This window comes from uncultured Eubacterium sp., from assembly GCF_934525195.1.
Lineage (GTDB): Bacteria > Bacillota > Clostridia > Oscillospirales > Acutalibacteraceae > Eubacterium_R.
This window is the reverse complement of the sequence record NZ_CAKSZA010000002.1, coordinates 20,014-44,321: the sequence shown is the minus strand read 5'-3', so window position 1 is coordinate 44,321 and position 24,308 is coordinate 20,014. Positions and strand designations below refer to the sequence as shown.

The 24,308-nt window shown below is 37.2% G+C and carries 23 protein-coding genes; 6 read left to right on the top strand and 17 right to left on the bottom strand.

Annotation, left to right across the window (positions count from 1 at the left end; translation table 11 throughout):
* Window positions 1-122: 122 nt before the first annotated feature.
* The 16 genes from Q0E03_RS02175 to Q0E03_RS02100 all read right to left on the bottom strand — a co-directional run bounded on the left by Q0E03_RS02175 (window position 123) and on the right by Q0E03_RS02100 (window position 16,784).
* Entirely contained in the window at window positions 123-788 is a 666-nt protein-coding gene (locus tag Q0E03_RS02175; protein ID WP_297129004.1) for a TIGR03936 family radical SAM-associated protein, read from the bottom strand.
* Window positions 775-2,619 carry a TIGR03960 family B12-binding radical SAM protein gene (locus tag Q0E03_RS02170; protein WP_297129002.1) on the bottom strand — a complete coding sequence of 615 codons (1,845 nt, stop codon included), beginning with the start codon at window positions 2,617-2,619 and terminating at the stop codon, window positions 775-777. The genes Q0E03_RS02175 and Q0E03_RS02170 overlap by 14 nt, the downstream gene beginning before the upstream one ends.
* Window positions 2,616-3,155, bottom strand: a complete 540-nt coding sequence (locus Q0E03_RS02165) for a hypothetical protein (RefSeq protein ID WP_297128999.1) — start codon at window positions 3,153-3,155, stop codon at window positions 2,616-2,618. The genes Q0E03_RS02170 and Q0E03_RS02165 overlap by 4 nt, the downstream gene beginning before the upstream one ends.
* Window positions 3,156-3,195: 40 nt before the next feature.
* Window positions 3,196-3,606, bottom strand: a complete 411-nt coding sequence (gene ruvX, locus Q0E03_RS02160) for a Holliday junction resolvase RuvX (protein WP_297128996.1) — start codon at window positions 3,604-3,606, stop codon at window positions 3,196-3,198.
* Window positions 3,607-3,660: 54 nt separating this feature from the next.
* The gene (locus Q0E03_RS02155) at window positions 3,661-6,132 is read right to left on the bottom strand and encodes a transglycosylase domain-containing protein (RefSeq protein WP_297128993.1); all 2,472 of its coding nucleotides are present in this window, start codon (window positions 6,130-6,132) and stop codon (window positions 3,661-3,663) included.
* A gap of 94 nt (window positions 6,133-6,226) precedes the next feature.
* A complete protein-coding gene (locus Q0E03_RS02150) occupies window positions 6,227-7,099 on the bottom strand; it encodes a 3'-5' exonuclease (RefSeq protein ID WP_297128991.1) in 873 nt (290 codons plus the stop codon).
* Window positions 7,100-7,154: 55 nt separating this feature from the next.
* The gene (secG, locus tag Q0E03_RS02145; RefSeq protein WP_294837493.1) at window positions 7,155-7,403 is read right to left on the bottom strand and encodes a preprotein translocase subunit SecG; all 249 of its coding nucleotides are present in this window, start codon (window positions 7,401-7,403) and stop codon (window positions 7,155-7,157) included.
* Window positions 7,404-7,481: 78 nt separating this feature from the next.
* The gene (locus Q0E03_RS02140) at window positions 7,482-9,722 is read right to left on the bottom strand and encodes a DNA topoisomerase (ATP-hydrolyzing) subunit A (protein WP_297128987.1); all 2,241 of its coding nucleotides are present in this window, start codon (window positions 9,720-9,722) and stop codon (window positions 7,482-7,484) included.
* A 17-nt stretch (window positions 9,723-9,739) separates the two neighbouring features.
* Entirely contained in the window at window positions 9,740-11,722 is a 1,983-nt protein-coding gene (locus tag Q0E03_RS02135; RefSeq protein ID WP_297128984.1) for a type IIA DNA topoisomerase subunit B, read from the bottom strand.
* 119 nt (window positions 11,723-11,841) lie between these two features.
* The gene (locus Q0E03_RS02130; RefSeq protein ID WP_297128981.1) at window positions 11,842-13,206 is read right to left on the bottom strand and encodes a leucine-rich repeat protein; all 1,365 of its coding nucleotides are present in this window, start codon (window positions 13,204-13,206) and stop codon (window positions 11,842-11,844) included.
* 527 nt (window positions 13,207-13,733) lie between these two features.
* Window positions 13,734-14,474, bottom strand: a complete 741-nt coding sequence (locus tag Q0E03_RS02125; protein WP_297128978.1) for a hypothetical protein — start codon at window positions 14,472-14,474, stop codon at window positions 13,734-13,736.
* 28 nt (window positions 14,475-14,502) lie between these two features.
* Window positions 14,503-14,805, bottom strand: a complete 303-nt coding sequence (locus Q0E03_RS02120) for a hypothetical protein (RefSeq protein ID WP_297128975.1) — start codon at window positions 14,803-14,805, stop codon at window positions 14,503-14,505.
* A gap of 18 nt (window positions 14,806-14,823) precedes the next feature.
* Window positions 14,824-15,033: a hypothetical protein gene (locus tag Q0E03_RS02115; protein WP_297128972.1), complete on the bottom strand. Its 210-nt coding sequence runs from the start codon at window positions 15,031-15,033 to the stop codon at window positions 14,824-14,826.
* 116 nt (window positions 15,034-15,149) lie between these two features.
* A complete protein-coding gene (locus Q0E03_RS02110; protein WP_297128969.1) occupies window positions 15,150-15,620 on the bottom strand; it encodes a hypothetical protein in 471 nt (156 codons plus the stop codon).
* Window positions 15,621-15,631: 11 nt separating this feature from the next.
* The gene (locus tag Q0E03_RS02105; RefSeq protein WP_297128966.1) at window positions 15,632-16,021 is read right to left on the bottom strand and encodes an MmcQ/YjbR family DNA-binding protein; all 390 of its coding nucleotides are present in this window, start codon (window positions 16,019-16,021) and stop codon (window positions 15,632-15,634) included.
* A 28-nt stretch (window positions 16,022-16,049) separates the two neighbouring features.
* Window positions 16,050-16,784: an MgtC/SapB family protein gene (locus Q0E03_RS02100; protein ID WP_297128963.1), complete on the bottom strand. Its 735-nt coding sequence runs from the start codon at window positions 16,782-16,784 to the stop codon at window positions 16,050-16,052.
* Between the two features lie 168 nt (window positions 16,785-16,952).
* On the opposite strand from Q0E03_RS02100, the gene Q0E03_RS02095 reads away from it, so the two are divergent.
* Window positions 16,953-17,546 carry a hypothetical protein gene (locus Q0E03_RS02095; RefSeq protein ID WP_297128961.1) on the top strand — a complete coding sequence of 198 codons (594 nt, stop codon included), beginning with the start codon at window positions 16,953-16,955 and terminating at the stop codon, window positions 17,544-17,546.
* A 323-nt stretch (window positions 17,547-17,869) separates the two neighbouring features.
* A complete protein-coding gene (locus tag Q0E03_RS02090) occupies window positions 17,870-19,204 on the top strand; it encodes an MATE family efflux transporter (RefSeq protein ID WP_297128958.1) in 1,335 nt (444 codons plus the stop codon).
* Between the two features lie 398 nt (window positions 19,205-19,602).
* On the opposite strand, the gene Q0E03_RS02085 is transcribed toward Q0E03_RS02090, so the two are convergent.
* On the bottom strand, window positions 19,603-20,172 hold the full coding sequence (locus Q0E03_RS02085; RefSeq protein ID WP_297128954.1) for a TetR/AcrR family transcriptional regulator: 570 nt from the start codon (window positions 20,170-20,172) through the stop codon (window positions 19,603-19,605).
* Between the two features lie 134 nt (window positions 20,173-20,306).
* On the opposite strand from Q0E03_RS02085, the gene Q0E03_RS02080 reads away from it, so the two are divergent.
* Genes Q0E03_RS02080 through Q0E03_RS02065 form a run of 4 tightly spaced genes read left to right on the top strand, consistent with a single transcriptional unit; the run spans window position 20,307 to window position 24,306 of the window.
* Window positions 20,307-21,794 (top strand): family 43 glycosylhydrolase, encoded by a 1,488-nt coding sequence (locus tag Q0E03_RS02080; RefSeq protein WP_297128951.1) that lies wholly within the window; start codon window positions 20,307-20,309, stop codon window positions 21,792-21,794.
* Window positions 21,791-22,540 carry a GDSL-type esterase/lipase family protein gene (locus tag Q0E03_RS02075; RefSeq protein WP_297128949.1) on the top strand — a complete coding sequence of 250 codons (750 nt, stop codon included), beginning with the start codon at window positions 21,791-21,793 and terminating at the stop codon, window positions 22,538-22,540. The genes Q0E03_RS02080 and Q0E03_RS02075 overlap by 4 nt, the downstream gene beginning before the upstream one ends.
* A gap of 4 nt (window positions 22,541-22,544) precedes the next feature.
* The gene (locus Q0E03_RS02070) at window positions 22,545-23,450 is read left to right on the top strand and encodes a S9 family peptidase (protein WP_297128946.1); all 906 of its coding nucleotides are present in this window, start codon (window positions 22,545-22,547) and stop codon (window positions 23,448-23,450) included.
* Window positions 23,451-23,460: 10 nt separating this feature from the next.
* A complete protein-coding gene (locus Q0E03_RS02065; RefSeq protein ID WP_297128943.1) occupies window positions 23,461-24,306 on the top strand; it encodes a S9 family peptidase in 846 nt (281 codons plus the stop codon).
* Window positions 24,307-24,308 lie beyond the last annotated feature (2 nt).

The window sequence follows — 24,308 nt, the reverse complement described above, 5'->3', positions numbered from 1 at the left end:
ATATCAATACGAAAGCGGACCATCTTCTAAAATGCGAAACGCTACATCTTACGCGTTGCAGGGATATGCAACGGATAAATGCTGATATATATTACCATATGTTTACACAAAATGCAAGCATTTTATTTATATTCTTTGAAATCTTTTGTTAAAAGACTGATTCTGCCTATGCTTTTCCACTCATAATCCATATCAATAAGCCTGATAATAGTATCAAAAAGCAATGTAGGATTAAGATTTTTATCGGGTCCTGCAAGAAGTCTTATATTTAATACAATATTATCATCCCTTATCGAAGCGTTATATTTTACTATAAACTGCTTGATGTCGGTTTCTTTAAGAATTCTTCTCCTGCCCTGTTTTGCCTTTTTTTGAGCCAAGATTTCATCTGACTCAAGCACAGCAATGATTTTTTTAAGAGCAGTTTCATTGTCCTTAAATTCAAACTTATACACATAGTCGCTATAAACTATGTCGTGGCAATCCATAAAATCCTCGTAAACATCAACAATTCTGATACCGAGAGGCAAAGCGTCATTCATACGCTCTTTTATTTCCTCATCTGTCAAATCGTCAAGAATACGCAAATCCACATTTTCGCAATAACTTTCTACTCCGAGAGAAAGCGGAAGCGAAAAGCTCATATACGGACGAGGGTTGAAACCCTGAGTGTACCACAAATTTATCTTTGCTCTTGCAAGTGCTCGTGAAAACACTCTGTTTGTGTCAAGGTGGCTGATATATTTAGCCTGTCCTGTTTTTGAAAATCTAAGTCTAACCTCTCGCATCACAATGACCTCCGTTCAGTCTGTTTGCTCCGCAACCGGCACATTGAATTCTGCAATGCGGTGTAGTTTCATTTTCGTGTGCTTTCATATTTTCTCTTTCAAGGAATTTTCTGCTGATGCCGTAGTCAAGATGATCCCAAGGCAATACCTCGCTGAACTCTCTCTTACGGTGCGTGTAAAAATATGGGTCAAGATTGTTTTCCTCAAAAGCTTCCATCCAAGCGTCAAATTTGAAATGTTCATCCCACGAATCAAATTTACAGCCTTTTTTATACGCTGAATAAAGGACTGCGGAAAGTCGTCTGTCACCTCTTGCGAGAACACCCTCAAGAAGTGAAGTAGGGGTTTCGTGATAAGAAACCTTTATCTTCTTTGACGGGATTGATTCAAGCAAATGTTTCTGCTTAGCCTTGAGTGATTCCATAGTGTCCTCAGGCTCCCATTGGAACGGAGTAAACGGTTTTGGAATAAATGACGAACAAGAAATATTCACCTGAAGTCCTGTTCCTTTTTGACGGTTAGGGTTTTTATAAAAAGCGTGAATAACTTCCATACCGAGATTTGCGATACCCTCAATATCCTCCATGGTTTCAGTCGGGAGTCCCATCATAAAGTACAATTTAACGGTAGTCCAACCGTTATCAAATGCTTTTGTGCAAGTTTTGATAACTTCTTCTTCAGTGACATTTTTATTGATTACATCACGGAGTCTTTGAGTTCCTGCTTCGGGAGCAAATGTGAGTCCGCTTTTTCTGACCTTATTGAGCTTATCGACCAATTCATCTGAAAAATTGTCAACTCGAAGACTTGGTAACGAAAGATTAATTTTATCCTTAACAGTCCAATCAATAAGAGAAGTGAGCATCTCATTAACCTGTGAATGGTCGGAAGTTGAAAGAGAGCAAAGAGAGAGTTCATCATATCCTGTTGAGTCAATAAGTGCCTTACTTTGGGCATTGATTGTTTCAACGCTTTTTTCTCTGATTGGTCGATAAATAAATCCCGCCTGACAAAAACGACAGCCTCTGATACAACCTCTGAAAATTTCCTCAACCGCTCTGTCGTGAACAATGCTGATAAACGGAACAACAAATTCCTTTGGATAATAGCACTTGTTCATATCGGAAACGATAGATTTTTTTACCTTTTTAGGTGCGTCATTAATAGACACAAGTTCCTTCAAAGTGCCGTCATCGTTATAGCTGTCTTTATAGAATGACGGAACATACACGCCTGTAATATCCTTTGCTTTAAGCAAAAATTCCTGCTTTGTCGCACCGTTTTTCTTACATTCTTTAAGCAAATCAATAACTTCATTTGTGCTTTCTTCGCCGTCACCCAAAAATACGATGTCAACAAAATCCGCAATCGGTTCAGGATTACAAGCACAAGGACCGCCGACGCAAACAATAGGTGCAAGTTCGGTTCTGTCCTTAGAAAACAGCGGTACACCTGCCAAATCAAGCATATTGAGCACATTGGTGTAGCAAAGTTCATACATCAAAGTGAAGCCAATCATATCAAAATCTTTGATATAATCTCCGCTTTCAAGAGCAAAAAGAGGAACATTGTTTTTTCTCATCTGCTCCTCCATATCAATATCGGGTGCAAAAACTCTCTCGCACCAAGCGTCGTCACGCTCATTTACAAGTCCGTAAAGAATTTTCATTCCGAGGTGACTCATACCGATTTCATATATATCAGGAAAACAAAACGCATAGCGAATGTCAACCTTGTCTGCGTCTTTGATTACACTATTGAGTTCACCGCCCGAATATCTTGCAGGTTTTTGAACATATTGCAATATTTTTTCTACTTCTTTTTTTATCATAAATTACCTCTAAAAAGCCAATAAGCCAAATATGCCGAAATAATCAGCAGACTGAACTTTTTGCAATAAAAAGAATATCCGACCAACAGTACAAGAGCGACTGCACTCAAAACATACATAAAAAAATACGATATTCTAAAATCAAAATATTTTTCAAGCACAAGCTTTAAACATCTGCCCATATCAAGCGGATAAATCGGCAGAGCGTTAATTACAAGCAATGCAAGGTTTATATCTCGCTTTATATTAAACATAACAAAAAGCAAATTTATCAGTATGCCCGAAAGCAAGAACAATATTTCTCTTGAAACAGGCAAATCGGAACTGTGTTTCAATCCGATTCCGTAAAACGAAATTGTGATTTTGTCAGCCTTTCCGCCAAGCAAATAAAGTGAAACAATATGCCCTAATTCGTGAAGTGACGAAAAAAGCAAAACATAAATAAATTCATAATTATTTGCAATCAAAGCCGTGCATATTATGACGAAAAACAAAAAGCTAACTTCAAATTCTACATCAAAAAGTTTAAATTTCAAACTATCACCATATAAAAATACGGCGAAGTTTTATATAAAATTACTTGTTTTTATCAAGATAGCTTTGAAGAATCATAACCGCCGACACAGCGTCAACAGTTTGTTTTCTCTTTGCACCACGAACATTGTTATCCGACAAAATGTTATGAGCCATAACCGTTGTGAGTCGTTCATCTTCAAAAGCAATTTTAACATCGGATTTTTCAGCTATTGCCTCACCGAGCGATTTACACTCATCACAACGGTAACCGTAGGTGCCGTCCATATTTCTCGGCAGACCGATAACAACTTTTTCAGCTTTATTCTCACCAATAAGTTCAATTATTTTATCAACAAGTTTTGGTTGATAGCTTTCTTTTATAACGCAAAGCGGAGATGCGAGAATTCCTCTTATGTCAGATATCGCAACACCTGTTCTGACATCTCCGTAATCAATCGACATTATTTTCATATTTCCTCATTAATAATAGGAAAACCAAATTTGATTTTCCTATTATTTTTAATATTAATTTTCGTCCGAATTATCCCCTGATTCATCATCATTTGAATCATCGGGATTTTCATCAGGATTTTCGATGTCGTCATTTGAATCGTCATCGGAATTATCTTCGGTATAATCTTCCCTGCGCTTTGTTGTGGAATATCTTCTGTTGTATGAATTATCCGAATCATAGTCGCTCAAATAATCGTTTGAGGCGGTTTTTGGCAAGTTGTTTACATCAAACCAGCCCCATCTGCCCGTTCCGCTGCGAAGAAGTCCGTTCGAAGAATATTCCTTGTGAACAATTCCGTCACATTCAGGGAATTTTTTGACATTCTTTCCCTTCTTCTCATAGATTTCTTTCATAATGGTGTTCCAAATTGTACCTGATGGGTTTGCGGAAAGACGATAAACAACTTCCTTGTTCTTATCGTACCCATACCAAACACCACCGATATATTCAGGAGTACCGCCAAAGAACCAACGGTCGTTTGAACCTGTTGTTGTACCTGTTTTGCCCATACACTCAACACCGTCAATCTTATACGAACGACCTGTACCCTCTGTCATAACTGTTTGAAGCATCTTGTTCATAACCCAAGAAGTATTCTCGGACAAAGCAACTTCCTTGTCTTTTTCAGGATTCTTTTCAAGAATAACATTGCCCTGAGCATCTTCAATTTTATAATAGCTATAGCCCTCGTAATAATAACCGCCATTGCCAAACGCTTGATAAGCGGCTGTCATTTCAAGTACGGTTACACCATAAGTCATTGAGCCTGTTGCCAAAGGAGCAAGGTCACAGTCCTGAACAGTAAGAGTTGAAAGGTGGAACTTATTTGTAAGGAATTCATATGAATAAGTTGTTCCGATTTTGTCAAGTGTTCTTGCAGAAATTGTATTCTTTGAAAGAGCAAGACCCTTTTGAACCGTGATTGTTTGACCCGAATATGAGCCGCCCTCATTTGTCGGCCACGGTTTGCCGTCAATCTTTGTAAGCGGTGCGTCCTTAGTCGGAGTTGACCAATAAACATTTGTGTCGCCGTCCTGCAAAGTCTTTTCAAGTGCAGGGCCATATACGGCAAGAGGTTTGATAACAGAACCCGGCTGACGCTTTGACTGCCATGCACGGTTAAGTACACGGTTCGCCTTTTTCTTGCCTGTTCCGCCGACCATACCGAGAATTCTGCCGTGATAATCCATAATTACGCAAGCACCTTGTACTGTTTCGTCAGGCATCTTTCTGTAATTCTCATATACATCCTCGATAGCGTTTTGAACATCAAAATCAATAGCAGAATAAATTTTCAATCCGCCGCCGTAAATGAGTTTCTTTGCTTTCTTGGCGCTGTAACCTGCATTTTGAAGGTCATTGATTACTTGGTCGATTACATAGTCGGTGTAGTAAGAATTAACTTTTTCTGCCTGCTTTTTCTCAGAAGCAGACTTTTTGATTTGACTGCCCTTATAATCGGGAGAGTTGGTGAACACCATTTTATATGCAACAGCTTCGTCATATTCTTGTTGAGAAATAAATCCTTTTTCAAGCATTTTCTTAAGAACACGAAGCTGACGCTGTCTATTATTTTCCGGATTGAGAAGAGGGTCGTACTTTGTCGGGAACTGGGTTATACTTGCTATACAAGCACATTCGGCAATATTAAGGTCCTTAACCTCTTTACCAAAATATGTTTCTGCCGCTGTTTTTACACCATAGCAACCGTGCGACAAATAAATCGTGTTGAGATACGCTTCCATAATCTCATCTTTGGAATAATGCTTTTCCAAATTGAGAGCAGAAAGAATCTCGTTAAACTTACGGATAAATGTTACATCGTTTTCATCGGTAAGGTTCTTGATAAGTTGTTGAGTGATTGTTGAACCACCCTGTCCGCTGTTAGACGGTTTAACCATAACGCCGATGGTTCGTTTCCAGTCAACACCGTGGTGCTTTTCAAATCGCTCATCTTCGATAGCAATAAACGCCTTTGACATATATTTTGTCATATCGTTTTTATCGAGCCAAATACGATTTTCCTCACCGTGAAGTCGAGTGATTTCGATAAGTTTGTTATTGTTATCGTAGCCATAAATAAACGAAGTTTGATTTTGACTTGATGCCTCGTCCTCAAGATTGAAAACAACATCACCGTGAACAACGGAAAATCCGTAAACAAAAAGTACGGAAGAACAGATGATGCCAACAACTGCAATTACAAGAACAATGCCCAAAAGAACTTTTCCTAATCCCTCAAGTGCCTTTTGACCCGAAGTTTTGTTTTTGTTGTTCTTTTTGCCGCCTTTGTTTTTGTTTGTATTAACAGAGGTTGAATATCCTGCTTTGGATTTCTTGCCATTGTCTGTATTTGAAAAAGTATTATAGGCAGACGGTAATTTTCCGCCGTTCTTTTTTCGTGTTTCTCTGTCGTCGTTATAAGCCTTTTGTGAATTGTTCATAAAAGACTCAAGAAGATCATCATAATCTTTATTCGCCACGAAATCAGCCTCCTTCAAGCAATATAGATTTATTATAATATATAATAACAAAAAAATAAAGAAGTATTTTAAATATTAACAAAATATTGTAAAATTAATCCTTCTTTATCCTTTTTGCTTTTTTTCTGTTCATTTCAATACTGCGTTGATTCACCTCAACAGTATCATATGTTTTTTTCGCTCTGACGGTTGTCCAATAAGTTTTTCCGCATTTCTTGCACTTAGCAGGACATCTAAACGACTTGTTGACACACTCAAAGTCTTTCAAACGCACCATTTTGCTCTTGCACACAGGGCACAAAAGGTCTTGCTTGTAAACATCAAAAAGTTGAGTTACAGGCTTGACGATAAGATACGGTTTATAAATAAGGCGTTCAAAAAACGAACTGTCACAATCATGAATGTAATTTTGAAGTTTATCCTTATCAAACACTTTTTTTAAACACTCGGCGGTTAAATAGCAATCCGTGAGTGCACGGTGAAGCTTGTCTACATCAATTTCAATTCCAAAAGTTTCTCCGCAATCCGCAAGAGAAATTTGGTTATTGTTTTCCCTCTTGATAAAAGACATACAATATTTTTGAGCATCGCAATATTTTGTGATGAAATCAATGTTCAAATTGCCCAAAAAAGTTTGATAATTATTGGTAAGAACGTACAAATCGGAATTGCTCCACGACATAAAAACATTGCCGTCTCCCCTGCTCCATCTTGAAAAATCCTTGATAGCATCAGCAAAAGGAATACCGTTTTGTTTCAACTCTTCGTTTGTAATATTAGTAAGACTTTTGCATCTACCGGAGAGTTTTTTTGTAATTTTCGGCAAAATAAGTTGCTTAAAGGTGTCGACAATCTCAAGTCTTTCATTCAATTTTACTGCGCCTATTTCTATGATTTCGTTCATAAAACCTTTTTTTGCATAGCTATAAGCGTTATTCCATTCCAAATCAAATATAATATAATTCAATTTCTAACCTCAAAACAAAAATAACCTTGCATAACGCAAGGTTATTACTTAACTGTTATACAAAAAGAAATACCAAAAATGCTGCCAAAACAAGAACAAAGAAGAATGCAATAAACCACTTTGTTACTCTTTCAAGCTTCTTTTCGTTTGTCATACCTTTTGACTTACTGCCGTAAGACTCTGAGCTGCCGCCAATAACGCCGGAAAGGTTTGATGATCTGCCCTCTTGCATAAGGACAATAATTGTAATAATAACTGATGCAACAATAAGAACTGCACCAAATACGTAATGATACCAGAGCATAATATTTCCTCCATTAGAATTTTCGACTACTGCATTATAACATAATAAAATACATAATGCAAGCCTTTTTTTAATTTATCAAAATGTTATTTGTGCGGCATTGTCCGCAGGGGTCGGCAAAGCGCCGGCAGCAGGCAGATTTTTGGTTCTGAATCTCCATGCTTTTTCAAACTCGCCGTCCTCATAATGATGCATAGATTCAACCTTATGGTTCTTCTTCTGTGTCATAACGGAAACGCCGATTGTGTCCTTTGACGACTTAGGCGTAAGCGCTCCCGTGTTCAAAATCAACATTCTTCCGCTTGTAGAACAAAGTACAAGTTCGCAATCTTCCTCGATATACTCAATGCAAGCAAGCGGAGATTTAAGCGAATAAGCTTTTAAGAGTTTCTTTCTGTTGGTCTTTGTTTGATAAGCGGTGATGTCAACCTTTGCAACTTTGCCGTTTTCAAAAACAAAAATCATATATCCGACATATTCCTTGATTACGCAGATATAAACAACCTTTTCGTCTTGCTCCATCTCAAGTTTGCCGGCAACATAAATACCGAGTTGAGACGCCTTGCCGTCAGGAAAGTCGTCAACTTTTGCCTTATAAACCTGTCCTTTATCGGTGAACACCAAAAGTTCATCTTTGTTTGAGCACTCAAAAGTTGTTTCAACCTCGTCGCCCTCCTTTACCTTTTGTTCACCCGACATACGCAGATTGGCTGTTCTGATTTTATTAAGGTATCCCTCTTTTGTAATAAACAAAGTAACAGGATAGTCAGGCACTTCAGCCTCGACAGAAGCATCAAATTCTTCAACCTCATAAAGAATTTCCGATTTTCTTTCGCCCGAATATTTATCGGCAACTTCGTTAAGTTCCTTAATAATAATCTTTTTAAGTTTATTTTTACTGTCAAGAATAGCTTGAAGTTCCTCGATTTCTGCTTTAAGGGACTCAATATCCTTTGTACGCTTTAAAATATATTCTCTGTTGAGATGTCTGAGCTTGATTTCCGCAACATATTCGGCTTGAATTTTGTCAATTCCAAAGCCAATCATAAGGTTTGGCACAACATCGGCTTCGCTTTCGGTGTTACGAATAATCTTAATTGCCTTGTCAATATCAAGAAGTATCTTTTCAAGACCTTGAAGCAAATGCAATCTTTCAGCCTTTTTATTAAGTGTAAACTGTGTGCGTCTTTTTACACATTCAAGTCTGAAATTAATCCACTCTTTGAGAATATCATTTACACCAAGAACCTTTGGATAACCGTTTATAAGCACATTAAAATTACAAGAAAATGTATCTTCAAGCGGAGTGAGTTTGTACAGTTTTGTCATAAAAGCGTCAGGGTCAACACCACGCTTCAAATCAAGTGTTATACGCAAACCTTTGAGGTCTGTTTCATCACGAATATCCGAGATTTCTTTAATCTTATTTGATTTAACAAGCTCAACAACTTTGTCGATAATAGCCTCGCAAGTTGTTGTTGGCGGAATTTGAGTGACATCGATACAATTATATGACTTATCATAAGTGTATCTTGCACGCACTTTTACAGAGCCTCTGCCTGTTTTGTAAATCCTGTCTAATTCGTCCTTATCATAAATGATATATCCGCCGCCGACAAAATCCGGTGCAAGCAACGTTTCGGACACATCATGATCAGGATTTTTGATAAGTGCGATTGTAGTATCGCAAAGTTCTTTAAGATTAAATGAAGCAATAGATGATGCCATACCTACAGCGATACCCGTTGTAACATTCGCAAGAATAGATGGGAAAGTTACAGGCAACAATGTCGGTTCCTTCATAGAATTATCATAGTTATCTACAAAATCGACCGTATCTTTGTTGATGTCATCAAAAAGTTCTTTTGCAATCGGTGCAAGTTTCGCCTCTGTGTAACGAGAAGCGGCGTACATCATATTTTTGCTGTAAGCCTTACCGAAGTTACCTTTTGACTCAACATAGGGATACAAAAGGCTCTCGTTGCCTCGTGACAATCTAATCATTGTTTCATAGATTGAAGCGTCACCGTGAGGGTTAAGCTGCATTGTTCTTCCGACAATATTGGCACTCTTAATTGTTCCGCCTTGCAAAAGTCCCATATTGTACATTGTATAAAGTAGCTTTCTGTGAGACGGTTTAAATCCGTCAATTTCAGGAATCGCACGGGACAATATAACACTCATTGCATATGGCATATAGTTCCATTTGAGAGTGTCAATAATCTTTTCGTCCTTAATCAGTCCTGCGTCCTGAATATGCACATTATCTGCCAAAGGAGTTTGTGCTTCATTATCTCTGCTATTCTTTTTTCTTGCCATAATAACGAATACCTCCTTTAGCTTACATCTGCCGCATCAAGGTACAAATGACCGTAGTCGGCAATGTATGTTTTTCTTCCGTCAAGATTGTCGCCGAGGAGCAAATCAAACATTTCACTTGTTGCCTGTGCATCACACGGGTTAACCTTGATAAGTCGTCTTGTTGCAGGGTTCATAGTGGTGAGTGACATCATATCAGCCTCATTTTCACCAAGACCCTTTGAACGCTGAACAGTGTATTTATTATCGCCGATTTCAGCCTTGATTGCGTCCATTTCAATTTCATTGTAGGCAAAATATGTTTGGTCTTTGCAAGTGACCTCATAAAGCGGAGATTCAGCAATATAAACCTTGCCCTCGTCAATAAGTTTTGGCATAAGACGATAAATCATTGTCAAAATAAGTGTTCTGATTTGGAATCCGTCAACATCGGCATCGGTACAAATCATAATTTTGTTCCAACGAAGTTGCTCCATATCGAACATCGAAACATCCTTTGCCGCCTTGCTTTTTACTTCAACGCCGCAACCGAGAACCTTAATTAAATCGGTTATAATATCGCTCTTAAATATCTTATCATAATCGGATTTAAGACAATTAAGAATTTTACCTCTGACCGGAATAATCGCTTGGAAATTGGCATCTCTCGCCTGCTTACAAGCACCGAGAGCAGAGTCACCCTCTACTATAAACAGTTCCCTCTCATCAACATTTTTTGACCTACAATCGACAAATTTTTGAATACGATTTGTCATATCCACCTTTGTCTGCAAGGTTGTTTTAAGAGTTTTTCTTGTTTTTTCAGCCTTAACACGAGAACGCATATTTATCAAAATTTGGTCTGCAATTTTGTCTGCGTCCATCTTATTTTCAATAAAATATACCTCAAGCTGTTTCCTGAAGAAATCGGTCATAGCTTCTTGGATAAACTTATTTGTAATAGCCTTTTTTGTTTGGTTTTCGTACGAAGTCTGAGTAGAAAACGATGAAACAACAAAGATTACACATTCCTCAATATCCTGAACAGTAATTTGAGAATCGGTTTTGTTGTACTTATTAGTCGATTTAAGATAAGCGTTGATTTGATTTACAAAAGCACTTCTAAACGCCTTTTCGGGAGCACCTCCGTGTTCAAGGAATGATGAATTGTGATAGTATTCCTTTAGTTGTGTTTCAAGAGAAAAGCACAAAGCGGCTCTGATTTTCAGCTTATAATCTTTCAAATCTTCTCTGTCTCTGCCGACTCTCTCGCACTCCCAATACTGCGGAGTCGTGAAAGCCTTATCCCCTGCAAGCTCGGTAACATAATCCTTGATACCGTTTTCATAGCAGTATTCAAATGTTTCAAATTGAGTTGCGGTAAGTTGATTTTTGAAAATAAACTTAATCTTATCGTTAACTATTGCCTGACGTTTCATAGTTTCCTTATAAAACTCAACAGGCACATTTATATCGGTGAACACCTGCAAATCAGGCTTCCATCTGATTCTTGTTCCGGTGTCGCCTCTTTTGCCGTAAGGTTCTTTTTGCAAGCCTCCGACATTTTCACCGTGTTCAAAATGAAGATTGTACTTGAAACCGTCAGTTTTAATTTCTGCATCCATATATTCGGACGCATATTGTGTAGCACAAAGTCCGAGACCGTTCAAGCCGAGTGAGAACTCATAGTTATCTCCGCCGTTGTCATATTTACCGCCGGCATAAAGTTCACAGAAAAGAAGTTCCCAGTTATATTTATCCTCATTTTTATTGTAATCAACAGGAATTCCACGACCGTGGTCCTGAACCTCAACCGAGCCGTCAAGAAAACGAGTTACGGTAATTTTTGTACCGTGACCCTCTCTCGCTTCGTCAATAGAGTTTGACATAATCTCAAAAATAGAGTGCTGACAACCGTCAATACCGTCTGAGCCGAAAATAACCGCAGGTCTTTTTCTGACACGGTCAGCGCCCTTTAATGACTTAATACTCTCGTTTCCGTATTCTTGTTTCTTTGCCAAGCAAATCCCTCCATAAGAAGTATACATACTAAATAAGTATACAATATATTGTGGGTAAAAGTCAAGTAATCAAAAGAAATCTCCTGCTTCAGAAGTGTCCAAGCAGGAGATTACAAACTTTACAATGTTTTAGCTTTGCCGATTTCCGACCAGGATGAATAGAACTTGTCACCCTCATTTACGATTTTGTAGCTTCTGATTTTGTAATAATAAATCTGCTTTGACTTTAAGCCGTGAAGCTTGATTCCTTTTGCATTTTTATTATTAACATCAATCACCGTGCTATTTAAAAATTGTGGATTCTTGCTGTAAAAGATTTCGTATCCGTCACATTGAGCGGTGATTTTATCCCAACAAAGTTCAACTTCGTTCTTTCTCAGAATGATTTTTCTAAACAAAGGACTTTGCGGATAAACGAAAAACATCAGCCTTTGAATTCCGCTGTAATTTCCGATAAAAGCTATGTCATAGCTATACATACCGACATATCTTCTGCCCAACGGTATGCTTAAAATATAATCTTCCCCGCACACTAATTCGTTGCCTTTTGAATCAAGCACGCAAACATTCGGAGAATACGAATATCTGTTGTAAACGGCGTTTGGATATTCAAGCGCAGAAGATTCGATTTTATCGATAATTTCGTCTTTTTCAACCTGTCCGCAAACGGTGCAGACCATAACTCTGTGTCCGACAGTTTCTGTTGTGGCAGGAGTAATTCTTTCAACAAGTCTGTGACCGGTCGGGCAATAATATTTATTTATGTATCTTATATCACAAGTTCTGCATGTATATTCAATATATCCAAATTCTGTACAAGTTGGGAACACCGTTTTGTATACAGGCTCGTGGTGATGCTTTCCGCCTCCCGACAAAGTTCCGTTTTCTTTTTCAACGGCAATTGCGGAGTCGTCAAAGTTTTCTTCAACATCGGTTGTTTCGCTTGACAGCACAAGGGTTTTTAGATGCTGTGAATACTTAAAAGAATTTTTACTTATTGTAACCGTGTTTTTCAGAGTGACAAATCTTTCGTCTGTTTTTGACGGCGGGTATTTTATAAGTCTTGACAAATCTTTTGAATACAGCACCCCGTCAAACGATGAATAGACCATATTTTCAATGTTAACATTAAATTCTTTTATTCCGACGCATCCGTCAAAAGCGGTATTATCAATGTCAATAACGCTTTCGCCGATATTTATTTTTTCAAGACTCGTGCAATTTCTAAATAACCTTGCGCCGATTTTTAGTATTCCGCTTTCAACCGAAACTGTTTTTATGTCACCATTCAAATACAAAAAAGGAGAATTGTTAAAATCAGGAATTTCGCCGCTGCCCTTGATAGTTACTTCTCCTGTTTTACTATTCACCGTATAAACAATTCCATCACACAGTTCATCGCCGAAAGTTTGGGCGAAAGCAGAAAAAGGATAAGCCGACAGAAATATAAACAACGACAGCAAAACGCACAAAATCCGTTTCATCACAACATCTCCGTAACTCAAACATACTTGTCTAAGCATAATTAGTATATTATAAAATAACGATTTATAATATACCATATATTAAATTTTTATTCAACTAAAAATCGACAAAAAGTTACTATCAATAAATGCTGTTTTAATCTGTTTTTGTTATTATTCCAATGCAGTCCTGTTCAAAGGTTCCTTTACTAAGGTGCCTGCTGACGCTTCCTGTCTTGTTCGAGATATTCATAAATTTCATCGGAAACATCTACTTCAATACAATCGTCATCATATTCAATTGTGGATTTAACCAAACCCAGCCTTTCCGTCAGAAAATCGGTAAGTGTGGCATAGCCGAAACAATACCACAGCTGTCAATTCCTCAGCATTTCGCTATTATATCAGGATTGCCAATGGCGGCAACCAAGAAATCTAAGGTTGAACTAATTACAACCTCACCGACTATTTTATTTCATAAGGTTTACGCCTGATGAGTAAATTAATATTGCTTTTTTGAGAGGTGTTTTTTATCTAAATCAAAACTACTAATACTCAAACAACTTTTCGTTTTGTATCATTTTAGAGAGATGCATATTAAATCCTAGTGCTGTTGAGTTTTCAGTAAATATATAAGTCTCTTTTTTGTGCATAATCGCAATCATATATGTTTTTTCCATTCTGATTGTTCCCAAATAATCTGGATGATATATGTCGATAGGTGAAACAGCAACGAAAAATTCACCTTCATTAACAGGAATAATTTGTTCGTATTTTTCTGTTTTTTTACTCTGTTCATTGAAATCTAATACATAGTCATTAAAATTTTTGGTTGCATCTTCTAAGGTTCCATGAGAAGTATAAATTACATCAATATAATTGTTGCTATAAATAGGCACCTCATCATGTATGAAAAATTTGCAAGGAAAATACAATCTTTTATTGTATGAGACATTAGAACCTTCATTATGATAATCAAAGTCACCAGCAGTATTGTCATACGGAAATATTTCTGTTATCTCATTATTTGATAATTGTTCTGTTAGTAATTGAATGTCTGCATCTGTCACCAAATCATTTTTGACAAATTCTTTACGAAAGCAATTGAATGTGCCAACGCAAACAGTAAAAAAATTAATGGTGAGTATTATAGACAAAAATACACATATAGTTTTAGTTTTATTTTTCTTTTTGTATAAAATAAATGCACATACAATACTAACAATAATTGGTAATGCAATATAAATCAATGTATAGCCATCAATTAAAAAATCAATAATTTTATCCATAAATTCTCCTTTATCAGTATAATATTCTTTACCAACCATTAACAATTTTTATTACACTAACACTTTTATTTTTTGTTTCTGTTATTCTAGGTCTAGGACCTGTACCCTTTTTTACTGCATCCCCTGCTAAAACACTGCGTCCTCTATCAGAAGTGTCTTTCCATACATAGTCTGGATTATCCTGATTTACGCCATGGGAAGCAGAAACGGAATTATTATAACTAATATATCCGTGAGCATAAATATCTTGATATGGATGAAGAGCATTTCCTAAAAGCGTAGCACTGCCATCATAATTTTTTTGTCTATATGCAAGTTCAACTGATGCCAAAAATTAAGAAATAAAAACTTACGGTTTATTTTTTAAATCTTTAAAAGCAAAAAACAAACTGCCTATCGCTATAATAGCGAACAAAATTAAAAATATGTAATTAGGAAAATCCAAATAAGATGACGGCATTGAGTATGCACCGTTTCCGCAAGTACAGGCAATAAAATATCCGGCACCGCATATTGTTGCACATATTGCGATCGTGCATAATATAATTGTTTTTTTCATAATTTTATCCTTTCTTTTAATAGATTCTGCAAATTTTAATTACAATCTAACTGAATGTCATCAGCAGTAAAATCATTCTTATTTCTTATTGAACAACTTAGCTTTCAGAATATTTATTAATACCAATTCCATTTAAGTTTCGATGCTTCTGTATTAATGACGCACCAAGTGTAATTCTTGTATTTTTTGTAGTCACCCTTGGCGTCATAAAATCCAACATCCAAATCAACAATGACCTCGCCGCATCTGACATAACAATCAACAAATTCTGCACTTGAAGCATTATTCAATGCGTCAACAAAATCGTCAACTTCAAGCTGAAGTCCTTTAAACACCCCTTTGCTGTTTGCACAGGTTTGGAATTGCAAATTTGGGTCTGAACATTCAGGCATCTCAATAATCATATCGCAATGCTTAAAGTCCTTATATTGATTATAAATAGTATCATCAGAATAATTCTGCGGATACAATTCAATATCAAAGGTAAGCACGATAGTGTCATTTCCTACCTTAACATTCGACAATTTTTGGTCGTGAATTAAACCACAAGGAATGTCAAAACCGTACAAATCAAATTCAGTGTTCATAGCGTTCTCCTTTACAAATCAATATTTTTTGTTTTCTTTTTTAGTTTCACTGCCGTTGCTTCAAAACTCATATCCAAAAGCATTTTTATCTTTTCGTCATCGGCACTGCCGTCAAGCACAACAGAAATCCAACTGTTTTTTGTCATATGATACGCCGGATAAAAGCCATTTTCTCGCAAAAGTGATCCCACCATTATTGGGTCGCTTTTTAAATTTACAACAGAAATTATATCATCAGACGGAAGACCGATTTTACTTTTCGGTATGTCCATAATCACAGCAAACCACTTTTTATTGTTTGGATGTCGAAAAACACGGAAGCTCGGATACTGAATCCACGGAAAATCCGAAGTGCAAACATAATTATCTGATATAAATTTTTCTAATTCGCTCCGATTCATTCCCCTACTCCGCTATCAAATTAAAAAATTATTCCTCGACAGTTTTCCATCCGGCATAAATAATATCTTCAGCCTTGCCGACCTTGGTTAAAATATTTTCAATCAAATAATCGTTGTTTGTTTTTGTTGTAATAAAAGCCTTGATTTTGGATTCGTTATTCTCTCCGTCGATAGTTTCCAAATTATGCAACAACGCATTCGGTTCGTTTTTAATGATAGACATAATGTTTTTTCTGATTTCAAGAGCTGCTTCTTCAGGGCAAACAACAGTAATTTTGTAGAACTTTTCTCTGTTCTCTTTTTTTGATTTTTCATATTTGCGTGTTTGGTCAATTTTATCCGACAACGGATGAATAACCAAGTGAACAACCACTATTGCAAGTGCCGCAACAATGGCATATTTCAGCTGATTAAGACAACACAAAATTCCGATAGCAGAACTTGTCCAAACAGTAGCTGCGGTGTTGAGTCCCCTAACATTTGCACCCTCTCTGATAATCAAACCTGCACCGAGGAAACCGATACCGCTGACAACCTGTGCGGCAATACGGGTTAAATCTGTGTCGGGTCCTTGAATAAGATAACCAAACGAGGTAAACAAAAAAGCACCAACACATACAATTATGTTAGTGATAATCCCTGCATTGTGACGGGTCAGCTGTCTTTCCAAGCCGATAATAGCGCCCAAAATAATTGCCAATGAAATTCTTAATAAAAACCCTCCCGTATCGGTTATATCAGAATATAAAAATAATTCTCTCAAAGTATAGCCTCCCAGAATAAAACGAAATTCGTTTGCTCTTATAACAACTATAATACAGCATTTTGAACAATATTACAATAATAAAAGTTTAAAATTTATTAATATGTTATAAAGCGTTGACACAGTAGAAGTATTATGATATAAAGAAATTGAAAGGGAGATGATTATATGAGCAAAACAAAAAAGATAATTATCGCAATCGTTTCAATTTTGCTTTGTGCTTTGATAGTGATTGCCGTTGTTTGCAAATCAAACCAAGATGTACAGAAAATCATCAAAGACGATTTTGGCAGTTCGATGAGCGTTATTTTGGATAATCCAAGCGATTTTGGATTGTCTGACATTGACGCTTCGAGTGATATAGAAATTTTAAACGAAATCAACATAAACAATCTTTCAAATGACAAAGGAAATGTTATCAGTATTCCTGTTGTTATCAACGATAACATTGAGTTAATTTATTCTATTTCTTTGACAGCTTGTAGCTATAATGTTTCGGTCGGCAAGGACTATGCACCGCTGTTGAACGAAATGAGAAAGAACGGATATAACGAAGTTTATATCATTCAAGACAAATACACATTTTATGCTATTTCCGACAACCATATTTTCAAACAATCAGGTCAGGAAATAACTCAAGTTGATGAGAAAAATTTAGACTTTACAATTCAAGATGATATGCAAAAAAGCGATTTAAGTGCAGTCAATGATGACTATACTCAAACCGCTGTCGAATCATTAAAAATCGCAAATAACGAATAATAACCAAACCCTCCTGTGGCAGAACAAACTACCGCAGGAGGGTTTTCTATTACCTACTTTTACATACTTATTACACACAGAATATTTTATTCCCTTTGATTTTTTCTATTACCGTATATGTAAATTACATCACTTTGCATTGACAATTATATTTTATAATGCTATACTTTTTATGTTCGCTCAGGGAGCGATTGTTCAGTAAAAACAAAAGCCGAACAGGTGCAGACTGAGATAGCTGTAGCTTGTTCGGTTTTTTCGATTATATGTAGTGTTTTTTAAGAACAGATGCAGAAATTCTTTAAACAAATTTCGGGAGAATAAAAATGACAAAAGATGAATATTTAATAACTGATCCACCGCTCAAGGCATTGACTGTTTTTGCAATGCCTATGATTTTGGGCAGTTTTTTTCAACAAGTATACAATATGGCGGATTCAATCATCGTCGGTCAATTTGTCGGTTCTTCTGCTCTTGCAGCCGTTGGTGCTTGTGCCGCACTTACAAATGTTTTTATTTGCATAGCACTCGGTGCAGGCGTAGGTGCAGGCGTACTTGTCAGCCGTTATTTCGGTGCTCAAAATTACGGCAAAATGAAAACAATCGTTTCTACTTCGCTAATCAGTTTTCTGCTTTTAAGCATATTTCTCGGTGTTTTTGGATTATGCAGTTCTCATTGGATGATGAGCATATTGCAAACACCGGCAGATATAATGGATGATGCGGTGCTGTATTTGCGTATCTATTTTGCAGGATTTCCGTTTTTGTTTATGTACAACATCCTGTCAACCATGTTTACTTCCATCGGTGAATCGAAAATTCCGTTATGGCTTTTAATATTTTCATCTGTTATGAATATCATTATGGACCTATGGATGGTTGGCGGTCTAAAACTCGGTGTATTCGGTGCAGCGCTTGCAACTCTTATTGCGCAAGGCATTTCCGCAGTATTTTCCCTTTTGATTTTTCTTCGCCGTATGCGCAAATACACAAGTCCGTTTCATTGGTTTGACAAAAACGAACTGCTTTGCACGCTTAAAATCGCTGTTCCGTCTGTCCTTCAGCAATCAACAGTATCAATCGGGATGATGATTGTGCAAGCAGTTGTAAATCCATTTGGTACACAAGCACTCGCAGGATATGCGGCAACAATGAGAGTAGAGAATGTTTTTTCGCTGATATTTGTATCAATCGGAAATGCCGTGTCACCTTTTGTTTCGCAAAATCTCGGCGCTAAAAAAATCGACCGTATCAAGAAAGGTTACCGTGCCGCATTGCTGTTAGATGTATGCTTCGCTGTTCTTGCATTTGTAATTATCGAAACCATGCACACTCAAATTTCTTCTCTTTTCTTAGGCAAAGACGGAACAGAATTAGCATATCAAGTGTCCGGTGATTATATGAAATGGATCGGCTACTTTTTCATATTTATGGGCATCAAAATGGCAACAGACGGTGTTCTTCGCGGACTTGGAAACATGCGTCCGTTTTTAATTGCCAATATGGTCAATCTTGCAATTCGCCTGTCCGTAGCATTGATTTTTGCGCCGCATTTTGGCATTGAATTCGTTTGGCTTGCAGTACCGGCAGGCTGGCTCGCCAACTTTGTAATTTCATATGCGGCACTAAGAAAATCTTGGCCAAAAGAAAAATTGGCTTAGAAATATTCACATTATATAAGAAAACAGGTTTGTCCCAAAACTTAGGGCAGACCTGTTTTTAAAAAGTCATTATAAACTGTCACTCAACACCTTGATTTTTTCATCACGGCTAAGAGTCTTATAACCGCCATCCATTGTTAGTGTTAAATCGGCAATGTTTTCTATGTAAACCGAAGCGTTTTACAAAAGTATTTCATTGAAAAATACGAAAGCGGCAGGGGCAGAAGGAATTGAGGCTTATATTTTATTATCAAAACCCTTATAAATAGGCTGTTTTACCAACACGTATAAATCAAATGAGGGCAATAATGAGGGCAAAATGCTAATTATATTGTTTTTTGTTGTCATAAATATAAAATTTATATACTAATTCATTTTAGCCTGTTGCTTCGTAAGCTTTATTTTAAATTAAGATTTACAAGTGCGCTTTGGTTGATTGAAAACAGGAGGTTGACTATTTCGTTTTCGTCAACGGCATAATTTGAACGCACCCATTGAATAATAATTCCTGTGTTTCCATTTAAGATATATGAAAAAATGTACTGCTCAAATTCCTTTGGTAATTCAACTCTTAAATTATCTACAAACTGAATTATGGATTGTTGCATAAAGCGAGAACGGAAGTCAGGGTCGGCGGCATCAACTAAAAGGGTGCGGAACGGCTTGTCGTTCTCCTTTATATATTTAAGGAAAGAAAGCAAATACTTGTGCGCTCCCGCATCGTTTTCTTCTCCGATTTTTTTAAGATGCTCTTCGGTAGCTTCCAACAATTCCGTTTCGATTTCCATCAGCAAATCGTTCGGCTCGTTATAATGTGCATAAAATGTAGAACGATTAAGCTCGGCTCGGTCGCAAAGCTCTCTGACAGAGATTTTTGCTACTGAGCCTTTTTCTTTGAGCAAGTCCATCAACGCATTTTTGAATAGCAATTTGGAAAGTCGAGTTCTCTGATTATTTTTTGTATTCATATTATTCCACCACTTTTTTGTGTTTTTGTTGGTTTTAAAGCCACTATTATGCAAACTGATGATTGTTAATCCAACACAGTGTTGCTATAATTAAAGTGTAAACTAAGACAGCGAAAAAGTCAAGAGGTGATGTTTTGAAAAAACAAATATTTAATCCGTTTTTGCCTCTCAATAAATATATTCCCGACGGTGAGCCACACATTTTCGGCGACAGAATATATTTGTTTGGCAGTCACGACAAAGAGGGCGGCGACACTTTTTGTGCACTTGATTACGAATTCTTTTCTGCCCAGCTTGACGATTTGAGCGATTGGAGCAGTAAGGGCATCAATTACAGTGCAAAGCAGGATACACTTTATTCAAAAGAGCGACCGTACATGTATGCACCCGATGTGGTGCGTGGCAATGACAGAAGATATTATTTATATTACTGCCTTGCGGGCAACAAGGGTGACGGAGGTTACTACGGCCCTATCAGCGTTGCGGTTTGCGACACACCCGATGGGAAATATGAATATCTCGGTTATGTCAAAAATCAAGACGGAACAGAATTCAACAAATTTATTTGCTTTGACCCGGCTGTGATGAATGACAACGGAACAATAAGGCTTTATTACGGAACGGCAATGCCTCGTGGAATGTGTTTGCCGAAGCCGTTAAAAGCTGTCGCAGCACCTATATTTGAAAAAATATACGGCAAAAGCAAGGAAGAAATTTTGTCGGAGCCAAGCGTTTGGGGTGCAAATATGATTACCCTTTGCGACGATATGCTGACCGTTAAAACCGATGCAGTTCGTATTATTCCCGAAAAGACAAGAGGTACGGATTTTGAGGGACACGGATTTTTTGAAGGCTCATCAATCAGGAAGATAAACAATACATACTATTTTATATATTCCTCACAGCTCAATCACGAGCTTTGCTATGCCACAAGCAAATATCCCGACAGAGATTTTAAGTACGGCGGTACGATTGTTTCCGCAGGTGATGTTGGCTTAAACGGCAGAAAAGAAAAGGACAGCCTAAACACCGTCGGCACAACGCACGGAAGCATTGAGTGCATAAACGGCAGGTGGTATGTGTTTTATCACAGGCTTACTCACGGAAGTGATTACAGTCGCCAAGCGTGTGCGGAACCTATTGAAATTAAGACAGACGGAAGCATTGAGCAGACAGAAATAAGCTCTTGCGGATTAAATTCAAAACCGTTGATTGCCAAAGGCAAATATCCGTCTGTAATTGCTTGCCACATCACGAACGGTAAAATGCCGAGAGTTTCAAACAAGCAATGCAAAAAACCTATTCCGATGGTAACGCACAAAAACGATGAAAGATACATTGCGAACATAGGCGGCAAGACCACAATCACCTACAAATGGTTTGATTTTGAAAATCAAAACGGCACGCTTGAATTGGATATAGATTCAAACGCAGACGGTGAAATTCAAGTTTTTACAAACGGTAAAACCATTGCGAGAAAACGCATAAATCCGTTTGGCAGAAAAACGATTGTGCTTGAATATCAGGTTGAAAACAAAAACAAACAAGACCTTTCAATCCGATTTTTCGGCAAAGGAAAATTTGATTTGTATTCATTAAATTTTAAGGAGAATGAAATATGAAAAAAGGCGTAAAAATTGCAGGCATTTCAGTCGTGTCATTGGCACTTGCCTGTTTATTAGGTTTAATCATAACAGGTGCGCAAATCGGCTGGGGTCCGTTTGCTTCTCTTTACAGCTGGGATAAAGAAGTTAATCCTATTGCCGAAAAATATGATGCAGATGAAAGACAGGGCGAAATCATCTTTTACGGTGCATCAAATTTCAGACTTTGGCCGGAAATGGAAGAGGATTTGAGCGAATACAAGGTACAAAATCACGCATTCGGCGGAAGCACGGATAAACTGCTTGTAGAATACGCAGACAAGCTTTTATATCCGTACAATCCGTCAATCGTGTTCTTCCAAACAGGCTCAAACGACTATGTTTCGCTTTCAGGCACAGACGAAGAAAAGGTTAAGGCTTGTATGGAATACAAAAAGCAAATGTTTGATACTTTTCACGAAAAATGCCCGAATGCAAAATTCGTTGTGATGAGCGGATTGCTTTTGCCGGGCAGAAGCGAATACAGAGAGCTTACACAAATGGTGAATGATAAGCTTGAGGAATATTGCAATTCTAAAGATTATATGTATTTTGTCGATTCAGAAGATATGACTTATCAAAACGGTGAGTACAGAGAGAATTTGTTCATCAAGGACGGCATTCATCTCAATCACACAGGTCAGCTTTTGTGGAGAGATGAATATATCAAACCTGCACTTGACAAAGTGATTAAAGAAAACAATTTATCAAATGTTATGAGGTAATCATATGGCAAAGAAAATAATTATCGGTGTAATCAGCTTTTTAATGACTGCCTGCTTAATCGGACTTATTGTTACGGGTGCGAAAGTCGGCTGGGGTCCGTTTGCCTTTATCAAATATAATAAAGAGCCAACGCTTTTATCAACCACCGAATATAAATATTCAACTGAAGAAATGTGGCTTAAAAACGGCGAAAAGTCCATATACGGAACGCTTTACAAAGCAGACACGCAAAGCGAAAAAAAGCCGATAGCAATACTTTCACACGGATATAACGGAAGCAGTAAATATAACAAATACATTGCAAAATCACTTGCTATGAGCGGTATATCTGTTTATGCTTATGACTTTTGCGGTGGCGGAACAAAGAGCAAGAGTGACGGTGAGCCTGTTGATATGTCAATTATCACAGAAAAAAGTGACTTGAATGCTGTAATTGACCAAGTAAAAGCTTGGGATTGGGTTGATGAAAATAACATATTTCTTATCGGAGAAAGTCAGGGCGGATGCGTAACTGCTTTAACTGCCGCAGAAAGAACGGATATTAACAGCATTGTTTTATATTTCCCTGCATTCAGCATTATTGAAGGTGCAAATCAGCAATTTAAATCCGCTGATGATATACCTGACACAAGCAAGGCATTTATGGGATTGACCATTGGAAAAAAATATTATGAGGATATTCTCGGCATTGATGTTTATAAAGAAATTTCAAAATTTGAAAACCCTGTGTTATTGATGCACGGAACAGCCGACAAAACGGTTGATTGCAGTTGCTCGGAAAAGGCTAATCAGGTTTACAGGAATTCCGAGTTAATAAAATTTAAAAATGCAGGACACGGCTTTAACTCTAAAGACAGCGAAAAAGCAGTCAAATACGCCTATGATTTTATAAATAAAAATCTGAAATAAGGGTATAAAAATGAAAAATAAAAAAATGAAAACAGCTTTTACGATTATAGTCAGCATAATTCTTATTCTTGCAATGGTTGCAGGGATATGCCTGTATCACTTTATAGGCATATCAAAGTGTGTTAGCGAAAAGAAATACGATTATAAAACAGAAAAAATATCGGTTGAATATAACGGTATCAATCTATACGGCGAGGCGCTGATTCCGATTAGCGACAGCGAGCAGAAATTCAAAACCGTGATTTACGCACACGGTGCCGAAAGCAATTATAAATCGGATATAACAACGCTTAAAAGTCTTGCAGAAAGCGGAATTGCGTGCTACACCTTTGATTTTTACGGTTGGACTTCAAAAAGCACGGGACCGAAAGGAACAAAGTGGTTTAAAGGTACGCCGAAATCGGATAATGACGCTTATGAAAACAAAGTTCTGTTGCAGGTTGAGGATTTGAATGCGGTTATCGAAAAGGTCAAGACCTTTGATTTTGTAGATAAGGACAACATTTATCTTTTGGGAAGCAGTATGGGTGGTGTTACGGTTGCCACCTGTGCCGTAACGCATACAGATGACATAAAGGGAATAATTTTGCAGTACCCTGCTATTTTCTTGAACGAACAAGCATACGAAACAGGTGCACAGTACAATGTTAAAAACTATAAAAATCCTGTTTTGCTTTTGCAAGGCAACAATGACAAAATCGTGCCTGACAAGTATTCAACCGAGCTTTGCAACTATTATAACAGCGAAAACAAAGAGCATTGCAAAATGATTATGTATGACGGTCAACCGCATGTGTTCACCGGCAAATACAAAGTTGTTGCGGCAAAGGATATTTACAATTTTATAAACGGCTAAGG

Coding starts and splice junctions, on each gene's coding strand:
- secG (WP_294837493.1), bottom strand. CDS start 7,403: ATGCTCTGGTATCATTACGTATTTGGTGCAGTTCTTATTGTTGCATCA.
- Q0E03_RS02085 (WP_297128954.1), bottom strand. CDS start 20,172: ATGAATACAAAAAATAATCAGAGAACTCGACTTTCCAAATTGCTATTC.
- Q0E03_RS02115 (WP_297128972.1), bottom strand. CDS start 15,033: ATGAAAAAAACAATTATATTATGCACGATCGCAATATGTGCAACAATA.
- Q0E03_RS02175 (WP_297129004.1), bottom strand. CDS start 788: ATGCGAGAGGTTAGACTTAGATTTTCAAAAACAGGACAGGCTAAATAT.
- Q0E03_RS02110 (WP_297128969.1), bottom strand. CDS start 15,620: ATGAACACTGAATTTGATTTGTACGGTTTTGACATTCCTTGTGGTTTA.
- Q0E03_RS02095 (WP_297128961.1), top strand. CDS start 16,953: ATGAGCAAAACAAAAAAGATAATTATCGCAATCGTTTCAATTTTGCTT.
- Q0E03_RS02075 (WP_297128949.1), top strand. CDS start 21,791: ATGAAAAAAGGCGTAAAAATTGCAGGCATTTCAGTCGTGTCATTGGCA.
- ruvX (WP_297128996.1), bottom strand. CDS start 3,606: ATGAAAATAATGTCGATTGATTACGGAGATGTCAGAACAGGTGTTGCG.
- Q0E03_RS02130 (WP_297128981.1), bottom strand. CDS start 13,206: ATGAAACGGATTTTGTGCGTTTTGCTGTCGTTGTTTATATTTCTGTCG.
- Q0E03_RS02170 (WP_297129002.1), bottom strand. CDS start 2,619: ATGATAAAAAAAGAAGTAGAAAAAATATTGCAATATGTTCAAAAACCT.
- Q0E03_RS02105 (WP_297128966.1), bottom strand. CDS start 16,021: ATGAATCGGAGCGAATTAGAAAAATTTATATCAGATAATTATGTTTGC.
- Q0E03_RS02125 (WP_297128978.1), bottom strand. CDS start 14,474: ATGGATAAAATTATTGATTTTTTAATTGATGGCTATACATTGATTTAT.
- Q0E03_RS02065 (WP_297128943.1), top strand. CDS start 23,461: ATGAAAAATAAAAAAATGAAAACAGCTTTTACGATTATAGTCAGCATA.
- Q0E03_RS02090 (WP_297128958.1), top strand. CDS start 17,870: ATGACAAAAGATGAATATTTAATAACTGATCCACCGCTCAAGGCATTG.
- Q0E03_RS02070 (WP_297128946.1), top strand. CDS start 22,545: ATGGCAAAGAAAATAATTATCGGTGTAATCAGCTTTTTAATGACTGCC.
- Q0E03_RS02140 (WP_297128987.1), bottom strand. CDS start 9,722: ATGGCAAGAAAAAAGAATAGCAGAGATAATGAAGCACAAACTCCTTTG.